Genomic DNA, 21,736 nt, shown 5'->3' with positions numbered 1-21,736 from the left:
TCCGCAATTGTCGGCGGCTGCGTGTAGCTTGGGCACATAAGTCATTCGGCCGCCGGAAGCCCCCTGAGGACGCCTTGGATTTCTACGCCATCAACAGCCTGCGTGAGAACCACGCCGGATGGTCCCTGCTCCGGGCGCAGAACGCGCCGCTGGCCTTGTCCTTCTTCATGAAGGCCTTCACCGGGCCCAACCAGCGGGATATCGGCCGGCAGCAGCTCATCGACCACCTCGATGACGTCCTGTTCGGCCTCCGGGACGTCTACGGCGAGGACAAGTTCCCCCGGCCCGCCGGGGAGTACCTGGACGACTGGGCAGCGCCGGAAAAGGCCTGGCTGCGGAAGTATTACGTTCCCGGCCAGGACGAACCGCACTACGACCTCACCCCCGCCGCCGAGGACGTGGTCCGGTGGGTGGAGAACCTTCGCGGGCGGGACTTCGTGGCCACCCAGTCCAGGCTTACCAGCATCTTCGCGGTCCTGAAGGCCCTGGTGCAGCAGTCGGAGACCGACCCCGAAGTCCGGCTCGCCGAGCTGCAGCGCCAGCGGGACGGCATCGATGCCGAGATGCAGCGGATCAGGGACGGCAACATCAGGGTGATGACCGCTCCTGAGGCACTGGACCACTTCCAGCAGCTGACCACCCTCGCCAAAGATCTGCTCTCCGATTTCCGGGAGGTGGAGCAGAACTTCCGGAAGCTGGACCGGCAGGTGCGCGAACAGATCGCCACCTGGGACGGGACCCAGGGCGAACTTTTGGAGACCATCTTCGCGAACCAGCAGGGCATCAGCAGTTCCCTCCAGGGCCGCACGTTCCAGGGTTTTTGGGACTATCTGATGTCGCCCCAGCTGCGCATCGAACTGCAGGACCTGCTGCAGCGTGCCACGGAAATCGAAGCGCTCTCCGGCGTGGAGGACCTGCACGCCGTGACAAGGCTGCACCAGGACTGGCTGCCCGCCGTCGACCAGACACAGGGCACCGTCCGCCAACTCTCCGAACAGATGCGCCGGCTCCTGGATGACAAAGTCTTCCTCGAAAACAAGCGCATCATGCGGCTGGTGCGAAGCATCGAATCCCGTGCGCTGGGCACCCGGGAGGCGCCGCCGTCGGGCGTCTTCATGGAGATCGCCGCGCAGTCGGTGGATGTCGCCCTGCCCTTCGAACGGCCGCTGTACGAGCCAAGCCGGAAGACGATGGTGGACGACGCCGTGCTGGCCGCCGATGATTCGGAGGTGGACGCCGGTGCCCTGTTCAGCCAGTTCCACGTGGACAAGGAGCGGCTGCAGGCGAATGTGGATGCCGTCCTGGCCGGCGCCGAGCAGGCCACACTCGTTGAAGTGACCCAGGCCCATCCCCTGCAGCAGGGACTCGCCGAAATCGTGGCCTACTACCAACTGGCCAGCGAATCCGAATGGGCCAGCATCCGTGACGACGTTCCGCAGCAGCTGCAGTGGAAGCTCGCCGACGGCAGCATCCGCGAAGCAACCATCGACCAGATCATTTTTGTGAGGCCGGCATGAACCCCAGTGAGACGATGGAAACCGCCCGCACGCCCGAGGAACTGCCCGGCGTCGTGACCCGTCTGTTCCGTGGCGTGCTCTACGCCGAGTCGGACGAGAAAGTGTGGCAGTCCCTCCTTACCCTGGAATCCCAGGTCCGGGACTATGTGGTGGTGCTGGGGCTGGACCTGATCCTGGACGAGTCGGAGGGCTACGCGTTCCTGCGGTCAAGGGAGGACCCTGAGGGCAACCTGCCCCGGCTGATTCCGCGCCGCCGGCTTACCTTTGACGTCAGCCTCCTGCTGGCCCTGCTGCGCGGCCGGATGCTTGAGTTCGACACCAACAGCAGCGAGCTCCGGCTCATCATGACGGAGCAGGAAATCGTGGATATGGTGGCGGTGTTCCTGCCGGACTCCAGCAACCAGGCCAAGATCCTGGACAAGCTGGGCGTCACCATAAAAAAAGTGGTTGAGCTCGGCTTCCTCCGCAGGCTCCGCGACCAGGCCGCCACCTACGAGGTGGCCAGGATCCTGAAGGCCTATGTCGACGCCCAGTGGCTGGAGGAGTTCGACGCGCGGCTCGCTGACTACCGGGCGTCCTTGGAGGAACCCTCCGGCGCTCCACCGGAAACTTCTCAGAGCACCACTGAAGGGGAACTGCCGTGACCGCCGATCTGCAGGACAGCCTGTTCAGCCTTGAGGACCCGGCGAAGGCTCCGGAAGGGTCCAGCGCGGACGACGCCGGCACTCCCCCGGGCTTCCGGCTGCACCGGTTGGAGCTGCTCAACTGGGGCACGTTCCACCAGGGCGTGCGGACGTTCCGCCTGGACGGGGCGAACAGCCTCCTGACGGGCGACATAGGTTCGGGTAAGTCAACGGTGGTGGATGCCATCACCACGCTCCTGCTGCCGGCAAACAAGATCGAATACAACAAGGCTGCGGGTGCCCAGAAGAGGGAACGCACCCTCATGTCCTACGTGCGGGGGTACCACAAGAGCACCCGCAGCACCGGCGGAGAGAACTCCAAACCTGTGTCGCTGCGCGGTACGGGAACGCTTACGGTGGTGCTCGCCGTCTTCCGCAATGCGGTGATGGACAAGTCGGTGACGCTGGCCGTCACGCTGTGGGCGGTCCAGGAGGCGGGCCAGCCCTACCGTTTCTATTCACTCGCGGAAACGGACCAGACCATCGCGGCGGATTTCGCCAACTTCGGCCAGGACCCCTTCAAACTGAAGAAGAAGCTCAAGGCAGCCGGCGCCACGGTGCACGACACCTTCGAGCCCTACGCTGCAGCATTCAAACGCCAGTTCGGGATCAGCGGGAACCAGGCCATGGAGCTCTTCCACCGGACGGTGTCCATGAAGCAGGTGGAGAACATCACCTCCTTCGTGCGCACCAACATGCTGGACGAAGACGACGTCGAGAGCCGGATCAAGAACCTGATCCACCACTTCGACGACCTCAAGAAGGCCCACGGTGCCGTGCTGCGCGCCAAGGACCAGATCGCCATGCTGGCCCCCATCCGTGAGGGCGCTGCCAGGCATGCCAAACTCACCATCGAGGACCAGGAGGCCAGGGACCAGCGGGACCAGCTGCACCCGTGGTTCACCAACCAGAAGCTGATCCTCAGCCTTGAGCATGCCGCCGAGCTGGACAGCGCCGGCCAGCGGCTCCGCGAGGACAATGCGTCCGTCACCGCCCGCATCACCGAACTCCGGCACAGTCTTAGCGCCGTTGCCGAGGACATCCGGTCAAACGGCGGCGGCCGGCTGGCGGCCATCGACGCAGAGATCGCCCGGCTCGAGCGGGAAGCCGCCGTCCAACGTACCCGGCACCAGGCCTATGCAGCCGCCGCCGCGGAGCTGGGCCTGCGGGCCCCGGAGGACCGGGTGCTGTTCGACGCCAACAGGGACGGTCTGGCGGCCGTGGAATCCGGGCTGGCGGAACAGAACAGGGACCTCCAGGAGCAGCGCACCGAGCTGACCATGACGCGCACCGTCCGGACCGCACGCGCTGCAGACCTCACAGCGGAACTCACCAGCCTCCAGTCCCGGCGGAACCTGCTGCCGCTGGACCAGGTGGGAATCCGCCGCCGGCTGTGCGAGGGAACCGGCGTGCCGGAGAAGGCGCTGCCGTTCGTCGGCGAGCTGCTGCGCCTCCGCGACGGCGAAGCCGCCTGGGAAGGCGCAGCCGAACGGACCCTCAGGGGCTTCGCCTTGTCCCTGCTGGTACCGGCCGAGCACTACGCTGCGGTCAGCAGCTGGGTGGACACAAACAACCTCAAGGGCAAGCTCGTTTACCTGAAGGTGGGTGATTCGTACTCCGCCCGGACCGCCGAACCCGGAACCCTGGCTGCCAAGATCGCCATCAAGCAGGGCACGCCGTTTCGCGACTTCCTGCTGGAGGAACTGGCCGGCCGGTTCGACTACGTCTGCTGTGACACGCTGGCCGACTTCCGGCGCTTTCCCAAAGCACTCACCGCCAACGGGCAGCTCAAGGGCGGCAGGGGACGGCATGAGAAGGATGACCGCAAGGACATCGCGGACCGGCGGAACTACGTGCTGGGCTGGGACAACCAGGAAAAGATCAACAGGTTCCTGGCCGAGCTGGAGGAGGCAAAGGGCCAGCTCCAAGTGGCTGCGACGCAGCTGGCCAACGTCGACCGCCAGCTGGGCGACCTCGGCCGGAAGAACCAGCAACTCGGCACCCTGCGCTCGGTGGCGGATTTCGGGGAGATCAGCTGGGAGCGCACAGCCCGGCGGATCGAGGAGTCCAAGGAGGAGCGGCGGGCGCTGGAGTCGGCCAGCAACATCCTCCAGGAACTTGCGGACCGGGAGGCTGCCCTGAAGGGTGACCTGCAGCGTTTCGAAGAGCGGGCCGGCAAGATCCAGCAGCGGCTCGGAGCCAATGAGAAGGACACCGAGAACCTGGCGGAGGCTATCGCCGAGTGCCGTGCCGTGCTGGCGGAGGACCCGCTGACGGACGACGCCGGCCTGCTGGCATCCGTGGCCGGCCTCGCCGCCGGGGCGCCCGGGGAAAGAATCCTCACCTATAAGAACACCGTTGCCGTGGAGAGCGCGGTGCGGCAGGAGCTGACAAAGGCCATCGATGCGCTGTCCAAGCGCCTGGCCACGGCGGAGGCCGGCACGGTGCGCCTGATGGCCGATTTTCGGAACAAGTATCCAAACGAAACCACGGAGATCGACGCGTCCCTCGATGCCGCCGGAGACTACAGCCGCCTGCTCGAGCAGCTGGAGAAGAACGATCTGCCCAAGTTCGAGGCGCACTTCAAGGAGTCCCTTAACCAGAACACCATCCACGAAGTGGTGGCGTTCAATGCGTTCCTGGACAGCCGCCGGCAGGACATCGTCAGCCGGATCAACAAGATCAACGAGTCCCTGGCCACCATTGAATACAACCGCGGCCGGCACATCCAGCTGGAGCACCAAAACACCACGGACCTGGACGTGCGGCAGTTCGGAACGGACCTGCGGGCCTGTTCGGAGGGAACCATCGGGGACGAGGACCAGTACTCCGAACAGAAGTATCTGCAGGTGGAGCGCCTGATTGAACGGTTCCGCGGGCGGGACGGCTTCACCGCCCTGGACGAGCGGTGGACCGCGAAAGTAACGGACGTGCGGAACTGGTTTACGTTCTCCGCCTCCGAGAAGTGGACCGAGACCGGAGAGGAGTTTGAGCACTTCACCGATTCCGGCGGCAAGTCCGGCGGCCAGAAGGAGAAGCTGGCCTACACCATCCTGGCTGCAGCGCTGGCGTTCCAGTTCGGGCTGGGCGCCAAGCCGTCTCCTGCCGGTGCCGGGAGGAGTGAGGGCAAGGGCCGCAGCTTCCGTTTTGTGGTGATCGACGAGGCGTTTGGGCGCGGCTCCGACGAGTCTGCACGCTACGGCCTGGAGCTGTTCCAGCGCATGAAGCTGCAGCTGCTGATTGTCACTCCCCTGCAGAAGATCCACGTGATTGAGCCGTTTGTGGCACACGTGGGCTTCGTGGCCAATACGAATGGCAATGATTCACAACTGCGGAACATGACCATCCAGGAGTACCGGGACGAGCGGGACCGGCGTGCCGGCTGACAGCTCCGCGGGCCGGGCACAGGGATGGACCACGCCTGCGGACCTTCGCACCCTGACGCTGAAGGCCTGGAGCAACGGCGCCCTCCTCCGCGAACTGCTGGATCCAAGCGGGGCCTACCCCCGCCGTCGTACTTTGAAGCGGCCGACGGCGGCGGCCCTCCTGCGTGACTACGCGGAGGCGCGCGCGTGGGCGGCCGGGTTGTTTGACGCCGCGGGTCCCTTCACCCTGGAAACTACCCAGGTGGGGCGCAACACCATCGGGGCCAATCATCTGCCGTCCGCCGTCGTCTTCGTTTCGGCACAGGATGAGATTGCGTTCGCGGGCAAGGCAGGAGATGCCGCCCGGTTCGTGGAACTGGCCGAGGGACTGGCCGGGCTGGATCCGATGTTCCGGGCCTGGGCGCTGCGGCGGCCGCTGAAGCTGCTGGACCTGGGCGCCGACGCACTCACAGCAGCACGTATTGCACTGTGGCTGCGGGACAACCCGGAGCCCGGGGTCTACGTCCGCCAACTGAGCCTACCCGGCGTGCACACCAAGTTCATCGAGGGCAACCGGACAGTGATCGACGAACTACTCGGAACCCTGTCCGCGAAAACGGCGGGCGGCGATGCCCCGGAGGCTGCCGTGGAGCAGGTGGCTGGCGTGGCCACTGAAGCCGGCTCCCTCCTGGGACAGCCTTCCCCGCGGACTCCCGCCGCCCGATTTGCCGCCAGGCATGGTTTCCTGCACCCTCCGGAGCTCGTGCGGTTCCGTTCACTGGATGCTGCTGTTCAGCTGCTGGGCAACGCGCGGGATGTCACGGTGACGGCTGACGCGTTCAGCACAATGAGCCTGCCGGTCACGAAAGTGCTGATCACGGAGAACCTGGTGAACTTCCTGGCCCTTCCGGAACGGCCCGGAACCTTGGCGATCTACGGCGGAGGGTACGGTTTCTCGTCGCTACGGGATGCAGCGTGGCTGCGGGACTGCGAAGTCGTGTATTGGGGCGACCTGGATACCCACGGGTTCCAGATCCTTGACCAGCTCAGGGCTGTCCACCCACATGTTGTGAGCGTGCTGATGGATGAAGCGACGCTTCTTGCGCACCGGGACGTTTGGGGCAGCGAGCCTGCACCGTCCACAGCTGCGTTGGACCGGCTGACCGCTGGCGAGGCGGCGCTCTACGAAAAACTGCAAAACGACGCACATGGACGCGCGGTCCGGCTGGAGCAGGAACTGATCCGCTGGGACTGGGCGTTGGCACGTCTTTTGGGTTGACCGGGTTTGGGTTGACCGGGTTTGGGTTGGCCGGATGTGGGTTGGCCGGACCTCAAAGGACTTCGGACTCTGGCGGCCGGGAGGGAACCGGCGGAGTATCGCCCTATCAGCGGTTTGCGGGCGAAAGGGCGCCGGTCATGATGTGGGGTTACGGCTCGAACATGGGCTGGATGATGTGGCTCTGGGGCGTCCTCCTGCTGGTGGCAGTGCGGTTGTCAGGCACCGGGAGGACGCCAGAACGCCATCCTGAACCGCGGCAGTTGCCGGGGCCTGAGGCCGGCCGGACCCGGGCGCAGCAGATCCTCGATGAACGCTTTGCCCGGGGTGAACTCTCCGAGGAGGAATACCGCGAGCGGCTGAGGGTTCTCGGCGAGGGCCGCTGATGCGTGCCATCAGCCGGCGGAGGGCGCTGCTGCTGGGAGGCCTGGGAGCGGCGGCCACGGTGGCCGGCGGAGCCGGACTCTTGTGGACGGCCACCTCCCGCTTCTCCCCCGAAGCCGGCGGTGGGCTCACCGAGCCGGAGCAGCTGCGCAGCACTGAGGGACAACTGAAGGTCCGGCTCGAGGCTTCGCCCGTATCGGTGCCGCTCGGTGGCCTGCGGGCATCCGTCCTTGGCTACAACGGAAGCGTCCCCGGCCCCACCCTGCGGGTGCGGGGCGGGGACACACTCCAGATCGAACTGGTCAACAACCTGGGCGTCCCCACCAACCTGCACGTCCACGGCCTCCACGTCTCGCCCCAGGGCAATGGTGACAACGTCTTCGTCATGGTCCCGCCGGGCCAGTCGTTCAGCTATGAGCACCGCCTCCCCGCGGACCACCCGCCCGGAACGTACTGGTACCACCCCCACCACCACGGCATGGTGGCAGACCAGGTTTCCGCCGGCCTTTTCGGCGCCATCATCGTCGAGGAGGAGGACGCGCCAGCTGTCAGCCGGGAACGAACCCTCGTGGTTTCGGACGTCACCCTGGATGGCTCAGGCGCCTTGGCGGAGGCCTCACCAATGGACCGGATGCTCGGGCGCGAAGGCCGGCTGGTCCTGGTGAACGGCCACAGCAGCCCGGAGTTCTCCGCCCGCCCGGGCGAGCGCGAGCGGTGGCGGATCGTGAACACGTGCGTTGCCCGCTACCTGCGGCTCCGGCTGGACGGACAGCAGTGGGAGCTGCTGGGTATTGACCTGTCCCGTTTCTCCACACCGCAGGCGGTGGACGAGGTGCTGCTTGCTCCGGGCAACCGTGCCGATATTTTGGTAACAGCCACCGCCGGCGTGTCCGCCCTCAGGTCCGGCTACTACAACCGGGGAAGCATGGCAGGCATGATGGGACGGGGCGGCCGCGGCCAGGGCGCCGGTGGCACGGGGGACCTTGTGCTGGCAACGTTCTCGGTGTCCGGAACCCCGGCCACCGAGCAGCCAACCCCGCCGCCGGTGCCCGCCCGGCCGGCACCGGAGGACCTGCGGACCGCGGTGGTCGCAGCCCACAGGGAACTGACCCTCGCCACAGGGACGGGCATGGGGATGGGCATGGGAATGATGTCGTTCACCATCAACGGGCGGACCTTCGATCCGGACCGCACGGACACCGTTGCGGCGGCGGGGACGGTGGAAGAGTGGACGCTGCTCAACCCCAGCCCCATGGACCACCCCTTCCACCTGCATGTCTGGCCGATGCAGGTTGTGGAGCAGGCAGGGACCGCCCCGGACTCGGTGACCCTGCGGGATGTGGTGAACATCCCCGCTAACGGCCAGGTGAAGGTCCGGGTCAGGTTCACGGGTTTCACCGGCCGCTCCGTGTACCACTGCCACATCCTGGACCACGAGGACCAGGGCATGATGGGAGTCATTGAGGTCCGCTGAGCCAGGCGCCAGTCCCACAGCGTTGGGTACCGCAACGAGCTACCGCCCGGCCGCGTAGCCCTGCCCGCCCCGGGGGTTGGCGGCAGCCTTCAGCACACCGGTCTTTGGACAGCGCACCACGGCCGACAGGCGGCCGAGGGACCAGTCCCCCGCCCGGGACACCACGTGGCCGCGCGCCTCAAGTCCGGCGATCACCCCGTCCCCAAGCCTGTCCTCGACAACAGCGCCGCCCGGCGTCCAGGTGCGGGGCCAGAAGGACCCCGGGATGGACGTGGTGTGGAAGGCGGGCGCGTCGATGGCCTGCTGGGGCTCATATCCGCCCACAATCGTCCGCAGCAGGTACAGCAACTGCCACTGGTCCTGCTGGTCGCCGCCCGGCGACCCGAGCGCCGCCACCGCCTGGCCGCTCCGGAGCACCAGCGTGGGCGTCAGCGTGGTGCGCGGCCGCTTGCCGGGGGTCAGCGTGGACGGGGCGCCGTCCTCCAGCCACGTCATCTGCAGCCGGGTTCCCAGGCAGAAGCCAAGCCCGGGGACCGCCGGGGAGGACTGCAGCCAGCCGCCGGACGGGGTGGCTGAGACCATGTTCCCCCACTGGTCCACCACGTCGATGTGGCAGGTATCGCCGCGGGTTTCCCCGGTGGACTGCACCGTCGGCTCGCCCACGCCCGCGAACGCACCGTCCCCGCGGGCAGCGAGCGACGGCGGGAGGTACTCCGTGCGCAGCGGCGGCAGGAAGGGCGTGTGGCCGGGAACCCCGCCGGGCCGGAACGCGTGCGAGGCCTTCTCCCCGATCAGCTGCCGGCGCTCCGCGGCATACTCCCTGCCCAGCAGGTAGTCCAGGGGCACCGCGGCGTCGCCGTAGTACGCCTCGCGGTCCGCGATGGCCAGCTTCTGCGCCTCCAGGATGGTGTGCGCGCCGAGCTCGGTGGAGGGATCCAGGTGCTCGTCGTCGAACCCGTCCAGGATCGCGAGCGTCTGCAGCAGCGCCGGCCCCTGCCCCCACGGACCGGTCTTGGCAATGGTGTGGCCGCGGAACTCCAGCGTGGCGGCGGCCTCGTAGCCGGCCGAGAATCCCGCGAAGTCCGCTTCCGTGATCACGCCGGCATGGTCCGTGCCGGACGAGTGGCGGTGCGGTTCGGCCAGGAACTCAACCGCCGCCTTGGCCACCAAGCCCTCCCGCCACTCCCGCCGCGCGGCGTCGATCCGCGCTGGCCGCGGCGCTGGCGTGCCGCCGTCGGCCTCCATACCCTGGCCGGCGGCAATGAGCCGCTCAAGGACGTCCGCGTAGGCCACGTTCTTCACGATGTCTCCCCCTGCCGGAACGTTCCCGTCCGGCATCCAGAGGGCGGCCGACGTCGGCCAGTGCTCCCTGAACAGCCCGGCAACGGAGGCGATGGTGCCGGCCACGCGGTCCAGGACGGGGTGCCCGTTCCGGGCGTAGCCGATGGCGAAGGACAGCACGTCCGCCAGGTCCCACGTGCCATGGTCGCGGAGGAGCAGCAGCCAGGCGTCGACGGCGGCGGGCACTGCGGCGGCGAGCGCACCGGCGCCGGGCACCAGTTCCAGCCCTTCGGCAAGGTAGTGCTCCCGGGTTGCCGCGGCCGGGGCGGGGCCCTGCCCCATGAGCACAACGGGTTCCGAGGGATTGCCGGCGGTGGTGAACACGCCCGTCATATCCCCGCCGGGGCCGTTCAGGTGTGGTTCGACGACGTGCAGGACGAATGCGCCGGCCACGGCGGCGTCGAACGCGTTCCCGCCCCGCTCCAGCACCGCCTGCGCCGAGGCCGTGGCCAGCCAGTGGGTGGAGGCCGTCATGCCGAACGTGCCCTGAAGGGTGGGGCGGGTGGTGAAGCTGCCTGCCGGTGTGTACGCCATGGAGTGCAATCCTAAGGACCCGGCTGGGAGGCGGCCGTGACCGCCACGCCCGCCTCCCCGGCCGGGGTCCGCTACGGATGCACCAGGATTTTGACGGCCGTGTCTTTGTGGTTGATCAGGGTGTCGAACCCCTGCTCCACCAGGTCCTCCAGGGCGATCCGGCCGGTGATGAACGGCTTGAGGTCCACCTTGCCCTCCTGCACCATCCTGATGACGGCGGGGTGGTCGCGGACGTAGGCGATGGTGCCGCGCAGGTCGATCTCCTTGAGTACTACCTTCTGCATGTCGATGGTGGCGGGCGCGCCCCAGATGGACACGTTGACCACCACTCCCCCCGGCCGGACGGCGTCGAGCATGGTGTCCAGCACCGCGTTCACGCCGGCGCACTCGAAGGCGACGTCGGCCCCGGCACCGCCGGTCAGCTCCCGCACCCGCTCCGGAACGTCCTCCTTGCTCGGGTCCAGCACGTGGTCCGCCACGCCGCTGGAGGTGGCCTTCTCCTTCCGCGCCGCGGTCAGCTCGCTGATGATCGTAGTTACCCCCATCCCTCTGAGGACGGCGGCGGTCAGGAGCCCGATGGGACCGGACCCGCCCACCAGTGCCGTATCTCCCGCCTTCACGCCGCTGCGCGCCACGGCGTGATGGGCCACGGACAGCGGCTCGATCAGCGCCGCCTCATCCAGCGGGATGTCGCCGATGGGGTGCACCCACCGTGAGTCCACCACAATCTTCTCGCTCAGCCCTCCCCCGCCGCCGGACAGTCCAATGAAGCCCATCTGCCGGCAGAGGTGGTAGCTGCCTGCCTGGCACATGTCGCAGTCCCCGTCCACAAAGTAGGGTTCGACGACGACGTTGTCCCCCTTCGCCAGGCCTGTCACCCCTTCGCCCACGTCAGAGACCGTCCCGGAGAATTCGTGTCCCAGGGTCACCGGGGATTCCTCGTGGGAGAGCGGGTGCGGGTGCCCAGGTGCCGGGCAGAAGATGGGGCCCTCGAGGTATTCGTGCAGGTCGGTGCCGCAGATGCCGCACCACGCGACGTCGATGGCCACCGCCCCGGCGCGGAGGTCCGGCTCCGGGATGTCCTCGATGCGGATGTCCTTGCGGGCGTGGAATCGTGCTGCCTTCATGATGGGTTTCTTCCTTTAGCGGGTGTGGTGGCTGGGCTGCAGTTCGTACACCGGCGTCTCCAGCCCTTCCATCCGGGCTTTGAGCTGCAGGGCCAGGTAGGAGGAGTAGTGCCGGCTCTGGTGCAGGTTGCCGCCGTGGATCCAGAGGTTGGGGACGTTGGTTGGTTTCCACATATTGCGCAGCTCCCCCTCCCAGGGACCAGGGTCTTTTGGCGTGTCTGAGCCGTATCCCCAGCACTTGCCCACCCGGTCTGCGATCTCGGGAGAGACCAGGTCCGCCAGCCACCCGTTCATGGAGCCGTAGCCGGTGGCGTAGACGATCAGGTCGGCCTCCAGCTCCGTGCCGTCCGCCATCACCACGGCGTTGCCGGTGATCTTGGAAACCTGCCCTGATTTCAGTTTCACCCGGCCGTCGATGATCAGCTGGGAGGCGCCGACGTCAATGTAGTAGCCGGAGCCGCGCCGCAGGTACTTCACGAAGAGCCCGGAGCCGTCCACGCCGAAGTCCAGATCGAACCCGGCGGCCTCCAGCTGGGAGTAGAACTCCGCGTCCCGTTCGGCCATCTGCTGGTACACGGGTACCTGGGTTTCCGGCAGGATCCGCATGGGCAGCGAGGCGAAAAGGAGGTCGGCCTTCTCGGTGGTCACCCCGTTAGCCAGAGCCTTCTCCGAGTACAGCCCGCCCAACGCAAGGTCCATCAGCGATTCACTCCGGGCGATGTGGGTGGAGGACCGCTGGACCATGGTCACGTCGGCGCCGTGCTCCCAGAGGTCCGCGCAGATATCGTGTGCGGAGTTGTTGGAGCCGATCACCACGGCTTTCTTGCCCGTCCAGTCCCCGCCGCCGGGGTGCTGGGAGGAGTGCCGCTGCTCTCCCAGGAAGCTCTCGGCGCCGTCGAACGTGGGGATGCTGGGGTAGCCGGAGACGCCCAGGGCGAAGACCAACTGCTTGGGCCGGAGGGTCACCGGTTCTCCGTTGCGGAGGACGTTGACCGCCCATTCCTGCGTGCCGTCGTCGTACTCCGCACCCACGCACTCGGTGCCGGACCAGTAGTTCAGCTCCATGATGCGGGTGTAGTGCTCCAGCCAGTCGCCGATCTTGTCCTTGGCGGCGAAGACTGGCCAGTCATCCGGGAACTGCAGGTAGGGCAGGTGGTCGTACCAGACGGGGTCGTGCAGGTGCAGGGACTTGTAGCGGTTGCGCCAGGAGTCCCCGGGCTTCTGGTTCTTTTCGATGATGATGGTGGGCACGCCCAGCCGCCGCAGCCGCGCCGCGAGGCCAATCCCGCCCTGCCCGCCGCCGATGATCACGCAGTAGGGCTGCTCCTCGTACCCGAGCCGCGCCTCCTGCTCTTCCTTGAGCTCAAGCCAGGACCGGCGGCCGCGGGTGATTTCGTGCGCCACGCCCTGCTCGCGGCGCGGGCCCTTCTTCTCCTCGAAGCCCTTGAGTTCCTGCATGGTGGTGAGCAGCGTCCAGCATTTGCCGTCCCGCAGCCGCAGGTGGCCGTAGCCGCGGGCGGCGCCGGTTTCGAAGGTGACCCAGGCTTCCACCGTTCCATCGGCGGCGGCGCTGCCGGTGGCGTCCTCGGCCAGCACCCAGTTGGCGGGCTGGACACGGTCAAGGGTGGCTTCCAGCATACGCCGGATGCTGGCCTTGCCTTCGAGCGTCTTGAGGTTCCAGGTGAAGGCCACGAAGTCCCGCCAGTAGCTGTCGTCCCCGAAAAGCTCCAGCGCCGCCTCCACGTCGCGCCGCTGCAGGGCGTCATCCAGTGACGTAAGCCAGGCCTGCGCGGCTGCCGTTGGTGATTCGGTCATGTCCACTCCTTTGTGTGATGGTCCGTGGTGTTGGGGCGGCTCCGTTTCCGTCCTGCACCCTGCGATATGCTGGGCGGGCGTGAGCTGCGTCACCCCAGTGAAACGCAGTGGGGGTTACAGCAGCGTTGCACGCAGCACCGCCGGGCGAAGGCGACGGCGGTGGAAGGGAGCCATGGACCACGGCCTGAAGTTCTCGGACCCGGCGGCGTACTCGCGCGTGCTGCGCCGCGCCCATGAACTGGTGATCTCCGGCGTTCCGCGGCCCGAAATCCCGGAACTGCTTGCCAGCTCCTGGCGCCGGTCCATGGCGCTGGGCATCAGCCCTGACCAGCACAGCCCCCGACACCTGCACGACGTCTCCGAGGTCCTGGAACTGCGGCGGGAGCACCGGCTGCAGCAGGTCATGCCGGCGCTCAGCGAGCTGCTGGCCGACGACTCCAGCGACGGACGGCACCTGCTGGTGCTCACGGACGCCACCGGCGAGATCCTGTGGCGGGTGGGCAGCGCCCAGGTGCTCCGGCGGGCGGACCGGCTGGAGTTCTCCGAAGGGGCCGACTGGTCCGAGGCGGGAATCGGCACCAACGCCATCAGCGAGGCGCTGGTCACAGGCCGCCCGGTGCAGCTGTTCTCCGCCGAGCACCTGGTCCGCACGCACCACGAGTGGGCCTGCACCGCGGCGCCCATCACCGATCCTTCCACCGGCCGGCTGCTGGGCGTGCTGGACGTTTCAGGGCCACTGGAGTCCCTTACTGCGGACACGCTGCGGATGGTGCGGTGCGCCGTGAGCATGGCGGAGGCGCTGCTGAGGACGTCCGACGGCGGCGCGTCCCTGGGTGCCCCTTCCCCGCCTCCTGCTTCCCGGCAGCCTTGCCGGACCGGAACCGCAGTGCGGCCTTCGGCGGCAGTTGACACTCTTGAATTGCTCGGCGACCAGCCGGCGGCGGTGTTCCGGAACGGCAGCCGGGTGCCGCTGACCCTGCGGCGGGCGGAGATCCTGGCGCTGCTGGATTCGCGGATGCAGGGCTGGAGCGCTGAAGAACTGGCCTATGAGCTCCACGGCGATGCGGGTATTGCAGCGTCCATCCGGACGGAAATGTTCCGGGTCCGGTCCCTGCTGGGCGATGCCATAGCGTCCAACCCATACCGGCTGGAGGAACGGCTCGCCGGGCGGTCGGATGCCAGCCGGGTCCTGCGGCTGCTCCGCGGGGGCAACGTGGCTGCCGCGCTGGAGGCCTACCGCGCTCCCCTGCTCAGCCGTTCCGGAAACATGGCGGTACAGCTCCTGCGGGACCGGCTGGACCTCGCCCTGGGAGCGGCTGTTCGTGCCAGCACGGACCCTGCGCTGATCATCCGCTGGCTGTCCACGGATATGGGCTCGGCGGACATGCAGGCGGTGGAGGCGCTGGGGAAACTCGTGGGCAGGAGCGATGCGCGGTATTTGTCATTCAGCGCGGGAGCGGCAGCGGCGGAGGCAAACCTCGCCATCGGCGGGACTTAGGGCACTTCTGCACCCGGGGACCACATGGGAAGTTGCAGAGGTGAGCAGGAGACACCCTTGGCTGCGGCAACATGACGCTGCCCGCCATGGGGCGGAGACCAGTGAGAACCATGCTGCCGTCGTGGCCATCAAGGCAGTCCACACCCTGGCGTGGTTGTCGATCGAGTCGTGCGTTGTTTATCTGCTCATCACCGGGCTGGCCGGGCGCACCGATAAAAAGGTTGGCCTGGCCGCGACGGTGGTCACCGCCGAAACCCTGGTGTTCACCGGAAACGGGTTCCGCTGCCCCCTCACCGGCCTGGCCAAGCGGTACGGCGCCGAGTCCGGCTCGGTCACGGACATCTACCTGCCCCGGTGGTTCGCCCACAACCTGCCGGCCATCCACACTCCCCTGCTGGTGCTGATGGCCTACCTCCACCTGAAAAACCTCCGCCGCGGACAGGCAACCGGGTCCTAGCTTTCAACCCGCGGGCTGCGGTTACCGGACCGCGTTGTTCGCGTTCACGCGGCCGTTGGCCCAGTAGGTGCCGGTGCCGGAGATCTTGTCGGCGCTTGACTGGACCTTCTCCCGGATGGCCGTGTTGCCCGCTTGCGGGTTGACGCTCCAGGCGAGGGCAACTGTGGCAGCCACAATCGGGGAGGACATCGAGGTGCCGTTGCCCACGTCGTAGCCCAGCGAGCGGTTGTTTTGTGTTCCCAGGTAGAACTTGTGGTTCGGGAAGGTGGAGTAGACGTTGACGCCGGGGGCGGCGATGTCCACCCAGCTTGCCCCGTAGGTGGAGAAGGAGGCCTTGGCGTCGAAGTTGTCCGTGGCGGCGACAGCGATGACGTTGGCATACCCGGCCGGGTAGATCTTGGTCTGGTTCCCGCCGTTTCCGGCAGCGGCCACCAGCACGGCACCCTTGGTCCACGCGTTGTTGACGGCTGCTTCGAGAGTGCGTGACGCCCGCACCCCAAGGCTCATGTTGATCACCTTCGCCCCGTTATTGACCGCCCAGTTGATCCCGTTCGCGAGGCCTGAGCTCGAACCGACGCCGCTGTCGTTGAGGACTTTGCCGTCCAGGATGCTGCACGCCGGGCACACCCCGGCCACGCCGATGGTGTTTTCGGAGGTGGCCGCAACAGTTCCGGACACATGCGTGCCGTGGCCGTAGTTGTCCTCGCCGGTGCTGGCCCCGCTGAAATTCGCCCGTGCCACCACCTTCGGCGCGATGTCCGGGTTGTCGCTGGCGACTCCCGAGTCGAGGACGGCAACCCTGACGCCGCCGCCAGTGGTGCGGCCCCACGCTTCGGCCGCATCCACGTCAGCATCCGCCTTGCCCGCGCCGACAGTCAGCGTGCCGGCGGTGTTCGTGAAGGACTGGCCGGTGTTGTTCAGGGCGTACTGGCGGTCGAAGTACTGGTCGTTTGACGCGGGCGTGACCACCTCGTCCGGCTCCGCATAGTCCACGGCAGGATTGCGGTCCAGCCCTTCGATGAGCTGGATTTCCTTCCCGGCCGGGACCTTGATCAGGTGGGCGCCGGTGCCGCCGATTTCGGGTCCGTCGCTGAGCCCGTATCCCCGCAGCACGGCGGCCGCCGCGGCGTGGTCCCGGAACTTGACCATGATCTGCCCGGCGATGTGGGACGGTTCGGCTGCGGTACCGGGGGCTGCCAGGGTGATCCCGCCCAGTACCAGCGCCGCCGCCGCGAAACCGGCAGTAAGGAGTCTTTTCATCCCGTCATTTTGCTCCTCGCAGCCCTGGCCGGATAGGGCCCTTTGGGAGATGCTGACTAAGCTGACTGATTCCGGACAAAAAGACATCTCTTGTCACGCAGTTAACTGCTCATTCACATTCCCCTCAGGACCTGTCCAACCGGCGTCCCTAGGTTCGAACTCATGGACAACATCTCCCGCAGATCCCTGATTTCCGCCGGCCTGGGTGCCGGGCTCGTCGCCGCCCTGCCAGGTGCCGCCGTCGCCGTTTCCACCGCGGACGACGCCGGCCTCCGCACCGACCCCTTCATGCTCGGCATAGCATCGGGCGAGCCGTGGCCGGACGGCTTCGTGATCTGGACGCGCCTCGCGCTGGACCCCCTGGCCGAAGACGGCCTCGGCGGCATGCCGTCACGCCCGGTCCCCGTGGCCTGGGAAGTGGCTGAGGACGCGGGCATGCGCACCGTAGTAGCCCGCGGCGTCGAACACGCCCGGATCGAAACCGCCCACTCCGTCCACGTGGAGCTCCAGGGCCTCAAGCCCGGGCGCGAATATTTCTACCGCTTCCGCAGCGGCCGCCACCTCAGCCAGGTGGGCCGCACGCTCACCAGCCCCGCCCCGCATGAGACACCGGCTGCCCTGGCCATGGCGTTCGCCAGCTGCTCACAGTACGAGCACGGGTACTTCACCGCCTACACGCGCCTGGCCGAGGACCACCCGGACCTGGTGCTGCACCTGGGCGACTACCTCTACGAGTACAAGAAGGACAGCTACGTGATCGGCGGCGGCAACCCGCGCGACCACCAGGGCCCGGAAACCACCACGCTGCAGGGTTACCGGCAGCGGCACGCGCAGTACAAGTCCGACGCCGACCTGCAGGCCGCGCACGCGGTGGCACCCTGGCTGGTGGTGTGGGATGACCACGAGGTGGACAACAACTGGGCGGACGAGATTCCGGAGAACAGGGACGCCGGCCAGCTCAACGACACCACCGAACGTTTCCGCCAGCGCCGCGCCGCCGCGTTCCAGGCGTACTACGAGAACATGCCGCTGCGGAGGTCCTCCGTGCCGGCCGGGTTCGACATGAAGATCTACCGCACCATCCAGTGGGGCCAGCTGGCCAACTTCCACATGATGGACACCCGGCAGTACCGCGACGACCAGCTCGCCGGCGACGGCTGGAAGAAGAATGTGGCCGAACGCCTCGCGGAGAACCGGACCATCACCGGCGCGGAGCAGGAGAAGTGGCTGCTGGACGGGTTCCGGAACTCCACCCAGCGCTGGGACGTCCTGGGCCAGCAGGTGTTCTTCGCCGAGCGGGACCGGGCCCAGGCACTGGAGATTGACGACGTCTCCATGGACGGCTGGGACGGGTACGCCGCCTCCCGCCGCCGCATCACCCAGGGCTGGCTGGACGCGAAGGTGCGCAACGCCGTCGTCCTCACCGGCGATGTGCACCGCAACTGGGCCAACGACCTCAAGGTGGACTACAAGGATCCGGCCTCGCCCGTGGTGGGTTCGGAGCTGGTGTGCACGTCCATCACCTCCACCGGCAACGGCACCGGTTCCACTACGGACCCCGTGATGGCCTGGAATCCGCACCTGAAGTTCTTCAATGACAACCGCGGCTACGTGAACACCAGGATCACGCGGGACGCGCTGACCGCGGACTTCCGGACGCTGGACTACGTCACGACGCCGGGCGCCCCGGTTTCAACGAAGGCTTCATTCACCGTCCAGGACGGGGTTCCGGGGCTGCAGGCACGGGGGTAGCCCACCCTGCCTGGTACCGAATTGCGTAAGGGCCTGGGCCCGGTTGACAACCGGGCCCAGGCCCTTACGGCTCTTGGTCAGCCAGTCCACTGGAGTGGAGCGGCTCAGCCCAGGATGAGGTTCAGGATGAACAGCAGCGGGATGGATCCGGCCCACACGGCGGTGGTGATGCCGGACCAGCCGCGGAGCGCTGCGGTGCCTTCGAGCCCGGTGAAGCGGGTGACCACCCAGAAGTAGGAGTCGTTGAAGTAGCTGAGGATCATGGAACCGGCGGTGCAGGCCATGGCTGCAACCAGCGGATCGATGCCCAGCGTGCCCACCAGCGGGGCGGTGACAGAGGCGGCGGTGATCATCGCCACCGTGCCCGAGCCCTGGGCCAGCCGGACCAGCGTGGCCACCAGGAACGGCACCAGGAAGGCGGGCAGGGCGGTGGCGGCAATGGCTTCAGCCAGGGCGTCGCCCACGCCAGAGCTGCGGAGCACCTGTCCCAGCGCGCCGCCGGCACCGGTGATCAGCAGGATGAGGCCTGCGGAGGCGGCAGCCTCGGCAAACCAGCCCTGGACCCGGCTGCGCGGGGTCCACCGCGGCAGCAGCACGTAGACGGCGAGCAGGACGCCGATGATCAGCGCGATCACCGGGTTGCCGATGAAGGCGAAGGGGACAACCCAGGCGGACGGCTCGTACTTGCCGCCCACAACGCCCTGGGCGTTCTGGTCCATGGCTCCCGTGACCGTGTTCAGCACGATCAGCAGCAGCGGGACCAGGAGGGGCAGGGAGGCGAGGAACGCGCCGACGCGGTGCGGCTTGGCGCCCTCGGGCGGGGTGCCCAGGTCCAGCTCGGGATCGTCCGGAAGGTCGTCCTGCGCAGCGGCGGCGTCGTCGTCGGCCGTGATGGTTCCCGTGCCGCCGTGGTGGGATCCTTCGGAGGCGCCCACCAGCGCGGCGCGGCCGTAGACGGCCTCGCGGACCTCTTCGGTGACGGCGCTTTCGAGCTTGGGTCCCATCCACTTGGCATAGGTCACGGCAATGGGAAGGAGCAGGACGGTGAACACCAGGCCGGTGAGGATGACTGCACCCAGGTCCGCGCCCAGCAGGCCGGTGACGGCCAGGGGGCCGGGGGTGGGCGGGACCAGGTGGTGCGTCAGGGTCATGCCGACGCCCAGTGCCAGGGCCAGCGTCACGTAGCCGGCGCGCTTGACCCGCGCGATGGAGCGGGCCAGCGGGTTCATGATGACGTAGCCGGAGTCGCAGAAGACCGGAATGGACACCAGGGCGCCGACGGTGCCCATGGCCCAGGGCTCCCGGCCCTTGCCGAACAGCCGCAGGAAGGCCAGGGCCAGCGCGTTGGCGGCGCCGGAAACTTCGAGGATCTTGCCGATGGCCACACCCAGGCCGATCACGATGCCGATCGAGGCTAGGGTGTTGCCGAAGCCGGTGGTGATGGCCTTGACGATGTCGAGGGGACTTTGGCCGGCCACGAGGCCGGTCACAAGGGCAGCGATGAGCAGCGCGACGAAGGCGTCGAGCCGGGTGCGAAGTACGAGCACGACGATGGTCGCGATGCCCAATACCAGCGCAAGTAGCAGTTGTATATCCACGTTGATGTACTCCTTGGGGACAAGAGCCCGGGCGCGCTGCCCGGCTCTCCTCGAAAGACGCCAGTACCGGTTGGAATTGACTCCGTCGAGTGACGGGTGCCACACTATCCGGACATAAGACATCTGACAAGCCAATGGAGGAGGGATGCCGGTGAGCCGCCAGACACTCGCAGACTCAGTGTTCGCCGACCTCCTGGAACGCGTGCTCTCCGGCGACCTCCCGCCACAGTCATCGCTGCCGGCGGAGGCGGAGATCGCCAAGGCCGCCGACGTCAGCAGGCTGACGGTCCGCGAGGCGCTGAAGACGCTGCAGGCCCAGAACATCGTGACGGTGCGGCGCGGCCTGGGGACCTACGTCAATCCGCCCGAGGAATGGACGGGGCTGGAGGCCATCCTCCGGGCAGCCGCCCGCGGCACCGGAATTGACGAGGCAGCGCTGAAGCTGCTCGAGGTCCGCCGCATCATGGAAACCGGCGCGGCCGAGCTCGCAGCCCGGCACGCCACGGCCGAGCATCTTGCCGCCATGGAGAAGGCAATTGCGGACCTGGAAACGGCGCACGGGGCCGGCGACCTGGACGCCGTGACCCTGGCGGACCTTGCCTTCCACAACGTGGTGTTCAGGGCGTCAGCGAACCCGTTCCTCCCGGCGCTGCTGGGCCAGCTGGGCCACCTGCTCTACACCACGCGCCGGGAAACCTCTGCGTTTCCCGAGGTCCAGCGCCATGCCCTGGAGCACCACCGGCTGGTCCTGGCGGCGATTGCCACGGGAGAGCCGGAAACAGCCCGCAAGGCCATGGACGAGCACATCAACCAGACCTATGACGACTACGCGCGCTTCATCAAGGCCAAGGAATCCAACACAGGAGTTGAACCAGCATGACCCACACCACCACTTTTCCCGCTGCACGCACGGCCGTCCTGACCGGCGCCGCCTCGGAGCGCGGCATTGGCCGCGCGACTGCAGACAGGCTGGCCCGCGAGGGCTGGAACATCGCCATCCTGGACATCGACGGCGAGGCGGCGGCCCTGGCTGCCAAGGAGATCGGGGAAAAGCACGGCGTGCAGGCGCTGGGACTGCAGACCGATGTGTCGGACGAGGCGTCCATCGATGCTGCCATCAGCCGCGTCGAGGCGGAGCTGCCTCCCATCGTGGCGCTGGCCAACATCGCCGGCATCAGCTCTCCGCGGCCCTTCATGGAGGAAACCAAGGAAGGCTGGGAGCGGGTCTTCGCGATCAACATGACCGGGACCTTCCTGGTGACCCAGCGCGTGCTTGGCGGAATGATTGACCGGAAACTTGGCCGGGTGGTGAGCATCTCGTCCATCTCCGCCCAACGCGGCGGCGGCACCTACTCCAAGGTCGCGTACAGCTCCGCCAAGGCCGGCATCATCGGCTTCACCCGCGCCCTTGCCCGCGAGATGGGCCAGCACGGGATCACCGTCAACTGCATCGCCCCGGGCCCCGTGGACACAGACATCATGGGCGGCACCCTGACCGACGAGCGGAAGAAGGAGATGTCCAGGGACATCCTGGTGGGCCGCGTGGGAACCGTAGGCGACATGGCCGCTTTGATGGCCTTCCTCATGGGCGAGGACGCAGGCTTCATCACCGCGGCCACCTACGACATCAACGGCGGCCTCCAGGTTTCCTAGAG

Annotated in this window: 16 protein-coding genes; 11 read left to right on the top strand and 5 right to left on the bottom strand. The window is 67.5% G+C overall.

All coding sequences use genetic code 11. From position 1 onward, the window contains the following. Nucleotides 1–74 precede the first annotated feature (74 nt). From AC4BCK_RS05675 to AC4BCK_RS05650, 6 genes are all read left to right on the top strand, one after another. On the top strand, nt 75–1,517 hold the full coding sequence (locus AC4BCK_RS05675; protein WP_174175339.1) for a DUF3375 domain-containing protein: 1,443 nt from the start codon (nt 75–77) through the stop codon (nt 1,515–1,517). Continuing rightward, on the top strand, nt 1,514–2,161 hold the full coding sequence (locus AC4BCK_RS05670; RefSeq protein WP_251425681.1) for a DUF4194 domain-containing protein: 648 nt from the start codon (nt 1,514–1,516) through the stop codon (nt 2,159–2,161). The genes AC4BCK_RS05675 and AC4BCK_RS05670 overlap by 4 nt, the downstream gene beginning before the upstream one ends. After that, nucleotides 2,158–5,586, top strand: coding sequence for an ATP-binding protein (locus tag AC4BCK_RS05665; RefSeq protein WP_251425683.1), 3,429 nt, complete (start codon nt 2,158–2,160; stop codon nt 5,584–5,586). The genes AC4BCK_RS05670 and AC4BCK_RS05665 overlap by 4 nt, the downstream gene beginning before the upstream one ends. Beyond that, nucleotides 5,576–6,844, top strand: coding sequence for a Wadjet anti-phage system protein JetD domain-containing protein (locus tag AC4BCK_RS05660; RefSeq protein WP_377086349.1), 1,269 nt, complete (start codon nt 5,576–5,578; stop codon nt 6,842–6,844). The genes AC4BCK_RS05665 and AC4BCK_RS05660 overlap by 11 nt, the downstream gene beginning before the upstream one ends. Before the next feature lie 137 nt (nt 6,845–6,981). Further along, complete coding sequence (locus AC4BCK_RS05655; RefSeq protein WP_400598779.1) at nt 6,982–7,227, top strand: SHOCT domain-containing protein; 246 nt, start codon at nt 6,982–6,984, stop codon at nt 7,225–7,227. Next, nucleotides 7,227–8,699, top strand: a complete 1,473-nt coding sequence (locus AC4BCK_RS05650; protein WP_490566725.1) for a multicopper oxidase family protein — start codon at nt 7,227–7,229, stop codon at nt 8,697–8,699. The genes AC4BCK_RS05655 and AC4BCK_RS05650 overlap by 1 nt, the downstream gene beginning before the upstream one ends. A 39-nt stretch (nt 8,700–8,738) precedes the next feature. Here AC4BCK_RS05650 and AC4BCK_RS05645 read toward each other — a convergent pair whose 3' ends face one another. From AC4BCK_RS05645 to AC4BCK_RS05635, 3 genes are all read right to left on the bottom strand, one after another. Beyond that, complete coding sequence (locus AC4BCK_RS05645) at nt 8,739–10,574, bottom strand: gamma-glutamyltransferase family protein (RefSeq protein ID WP_490566724.1); 1,836 nt, start codon at nt 10,572–10,574, stop codon at nt 8,739–8,741. Nucleotides 10,575–10,645: 71 nt separating this feature from the next. Next, nucleotides 10,646–11,701 carry a 2,3-butanediol dehydrogenase gene (locus AC4BCK_RS05640; protein WP_490566723.1) on the bottom strand — a complete coding sequence of 352 codons (1,056 nt, stop codon included), beginning with the start codon at nt 11,699–11,701 and terminating at the stop codon, nt 10,646–10,648. Between the two features lie 15 nt (nt 11,702–11,716). After that, a complete protein-coding gene (locus AC4BCK_RS05635) occupies nt 11,717–13,516 on the bottom strand; it encodes an NAD(P)/FAD-dependent oxidoreductase (RefSeq protein ID WP_377086354.1) in 1,800 nt (599 codons plus the stop codon). A 172-nt stretch (nt 13,517–13,688) separates the two neighbouring features. On the opposite strand from AC4BCK_RS05635, the gene AC4BCK_RS05630 reads away from it, so the two are divergent. Then, on the top strand, nt 13,689–15,014 hold the full coding sequence (locus tag AC4BCK_RS05630; protein WP_490566722.1) for a GAF domain-containing protein: 1,326 nt from the start codon (nt 13,689–13,691) through the stop codon (nt 15,012–15,014). A gap of 40 nt (nt 15,015–15,054) precedes the next feature. After that, a complete protein-coding gene (locus tag AC4BCK_RS05625) occupies nt 15,055–15,471 on the top strand; it encodes a hypothetical protein (protein ID WP_490566721.1) in 417 nt (138 codons plus the stop codon). A 21-nt stretch (nt 15,472–15,492) separates the two neighbouring features. On the opposite strand, the gene AC4BCK_RS05620 is transcribed toward AC4BCK_RS05625, so the two are convergent. Continuing rightward, on the bottom strand, nt 15,493–16,731 hold the full coding sequence (locus AC4BCK_RS05620; RefSeq protein WP_490566720.1) for a S8 family serine peptidase: 1,239 nt from the start codon (nt 16,729–16,731) through the stop codon (nt 15,493–15,495). Nucleotides 16,732–16,893: 162 nt separating this feature from the next. On the opposite strand from AC4BCK_RS05620, the gene AC4BCK_RS05615 reads away from it, so the two are divergent. Next, nucleotides 16,894–18,483, top strand: a complete 1,590-nt coding sequence (locus AC4BCK_RS05615) for an alkaline phosphatase D family protein (RefSeq protein ID WP_310114484.1) — start codon at nt 16,894–16,896, stop codon at nt 18,481–18,483. A gap of 104 nt (nt 18,484–18,587) precedes the next feature. Here the strand turns inward: AC4BCK_RS05615 and AC4BCK_RS05610 are convergent, their stop codons facing one another. Then, nucleotides 18,588–20,081: a GntP family permease gene (locus AC4BCK_RS05610; RefSeq protein ID WP_490566719.1), complete on the bottom strand. Its 1,494-nt coding sequence runs from the start codon at nt 20,079–20,081 to the stop codon at nt 18,588–18,590. A gap of 145 nt (nt 20,082–20,226) precedes the next feature. On the opposite strand from AC4BCK_RS05610, the gene AC4BCK_RS05605 reads away from it, so the two are divergent. Both AC4BCK_RS05605 and AC4BCK_RS05600 read left to right on the top strand, forming a co-directional pair. Then, entirely contained in the window at nt 20,227–20,961 is a 735-nt protein-coding gene (locus tag AC4BCK_RS05605) for a FadR/GntR family transcriptional regulator (RefSeq protein ID WP_490566718.1), read from the top strand. Beyond that, entirely contained in the window at nt 20,958–21,734 is a 777-nt protein-coding gene (locus AC4BCK_RS05600) for an SDR family NAD(P)-dependent oxidoreductase (RefSeq protein ID WP_490566717.1), read from the top strand. The genes AC4BCK_RS05605 and AC4BCK_RS05600 overlap by 4 nt, the downstream gene beginning before the upstream one ends. Nucleotides 21,735–21,736: the final 2 nt, after the last annotated feature.

This window comes from Pseudarthrobacter sp. As-47 (assembly GCF_058215595.1).
This window is presented reverse-complemented; position numbering and strand designations above follow the sequence as displayed.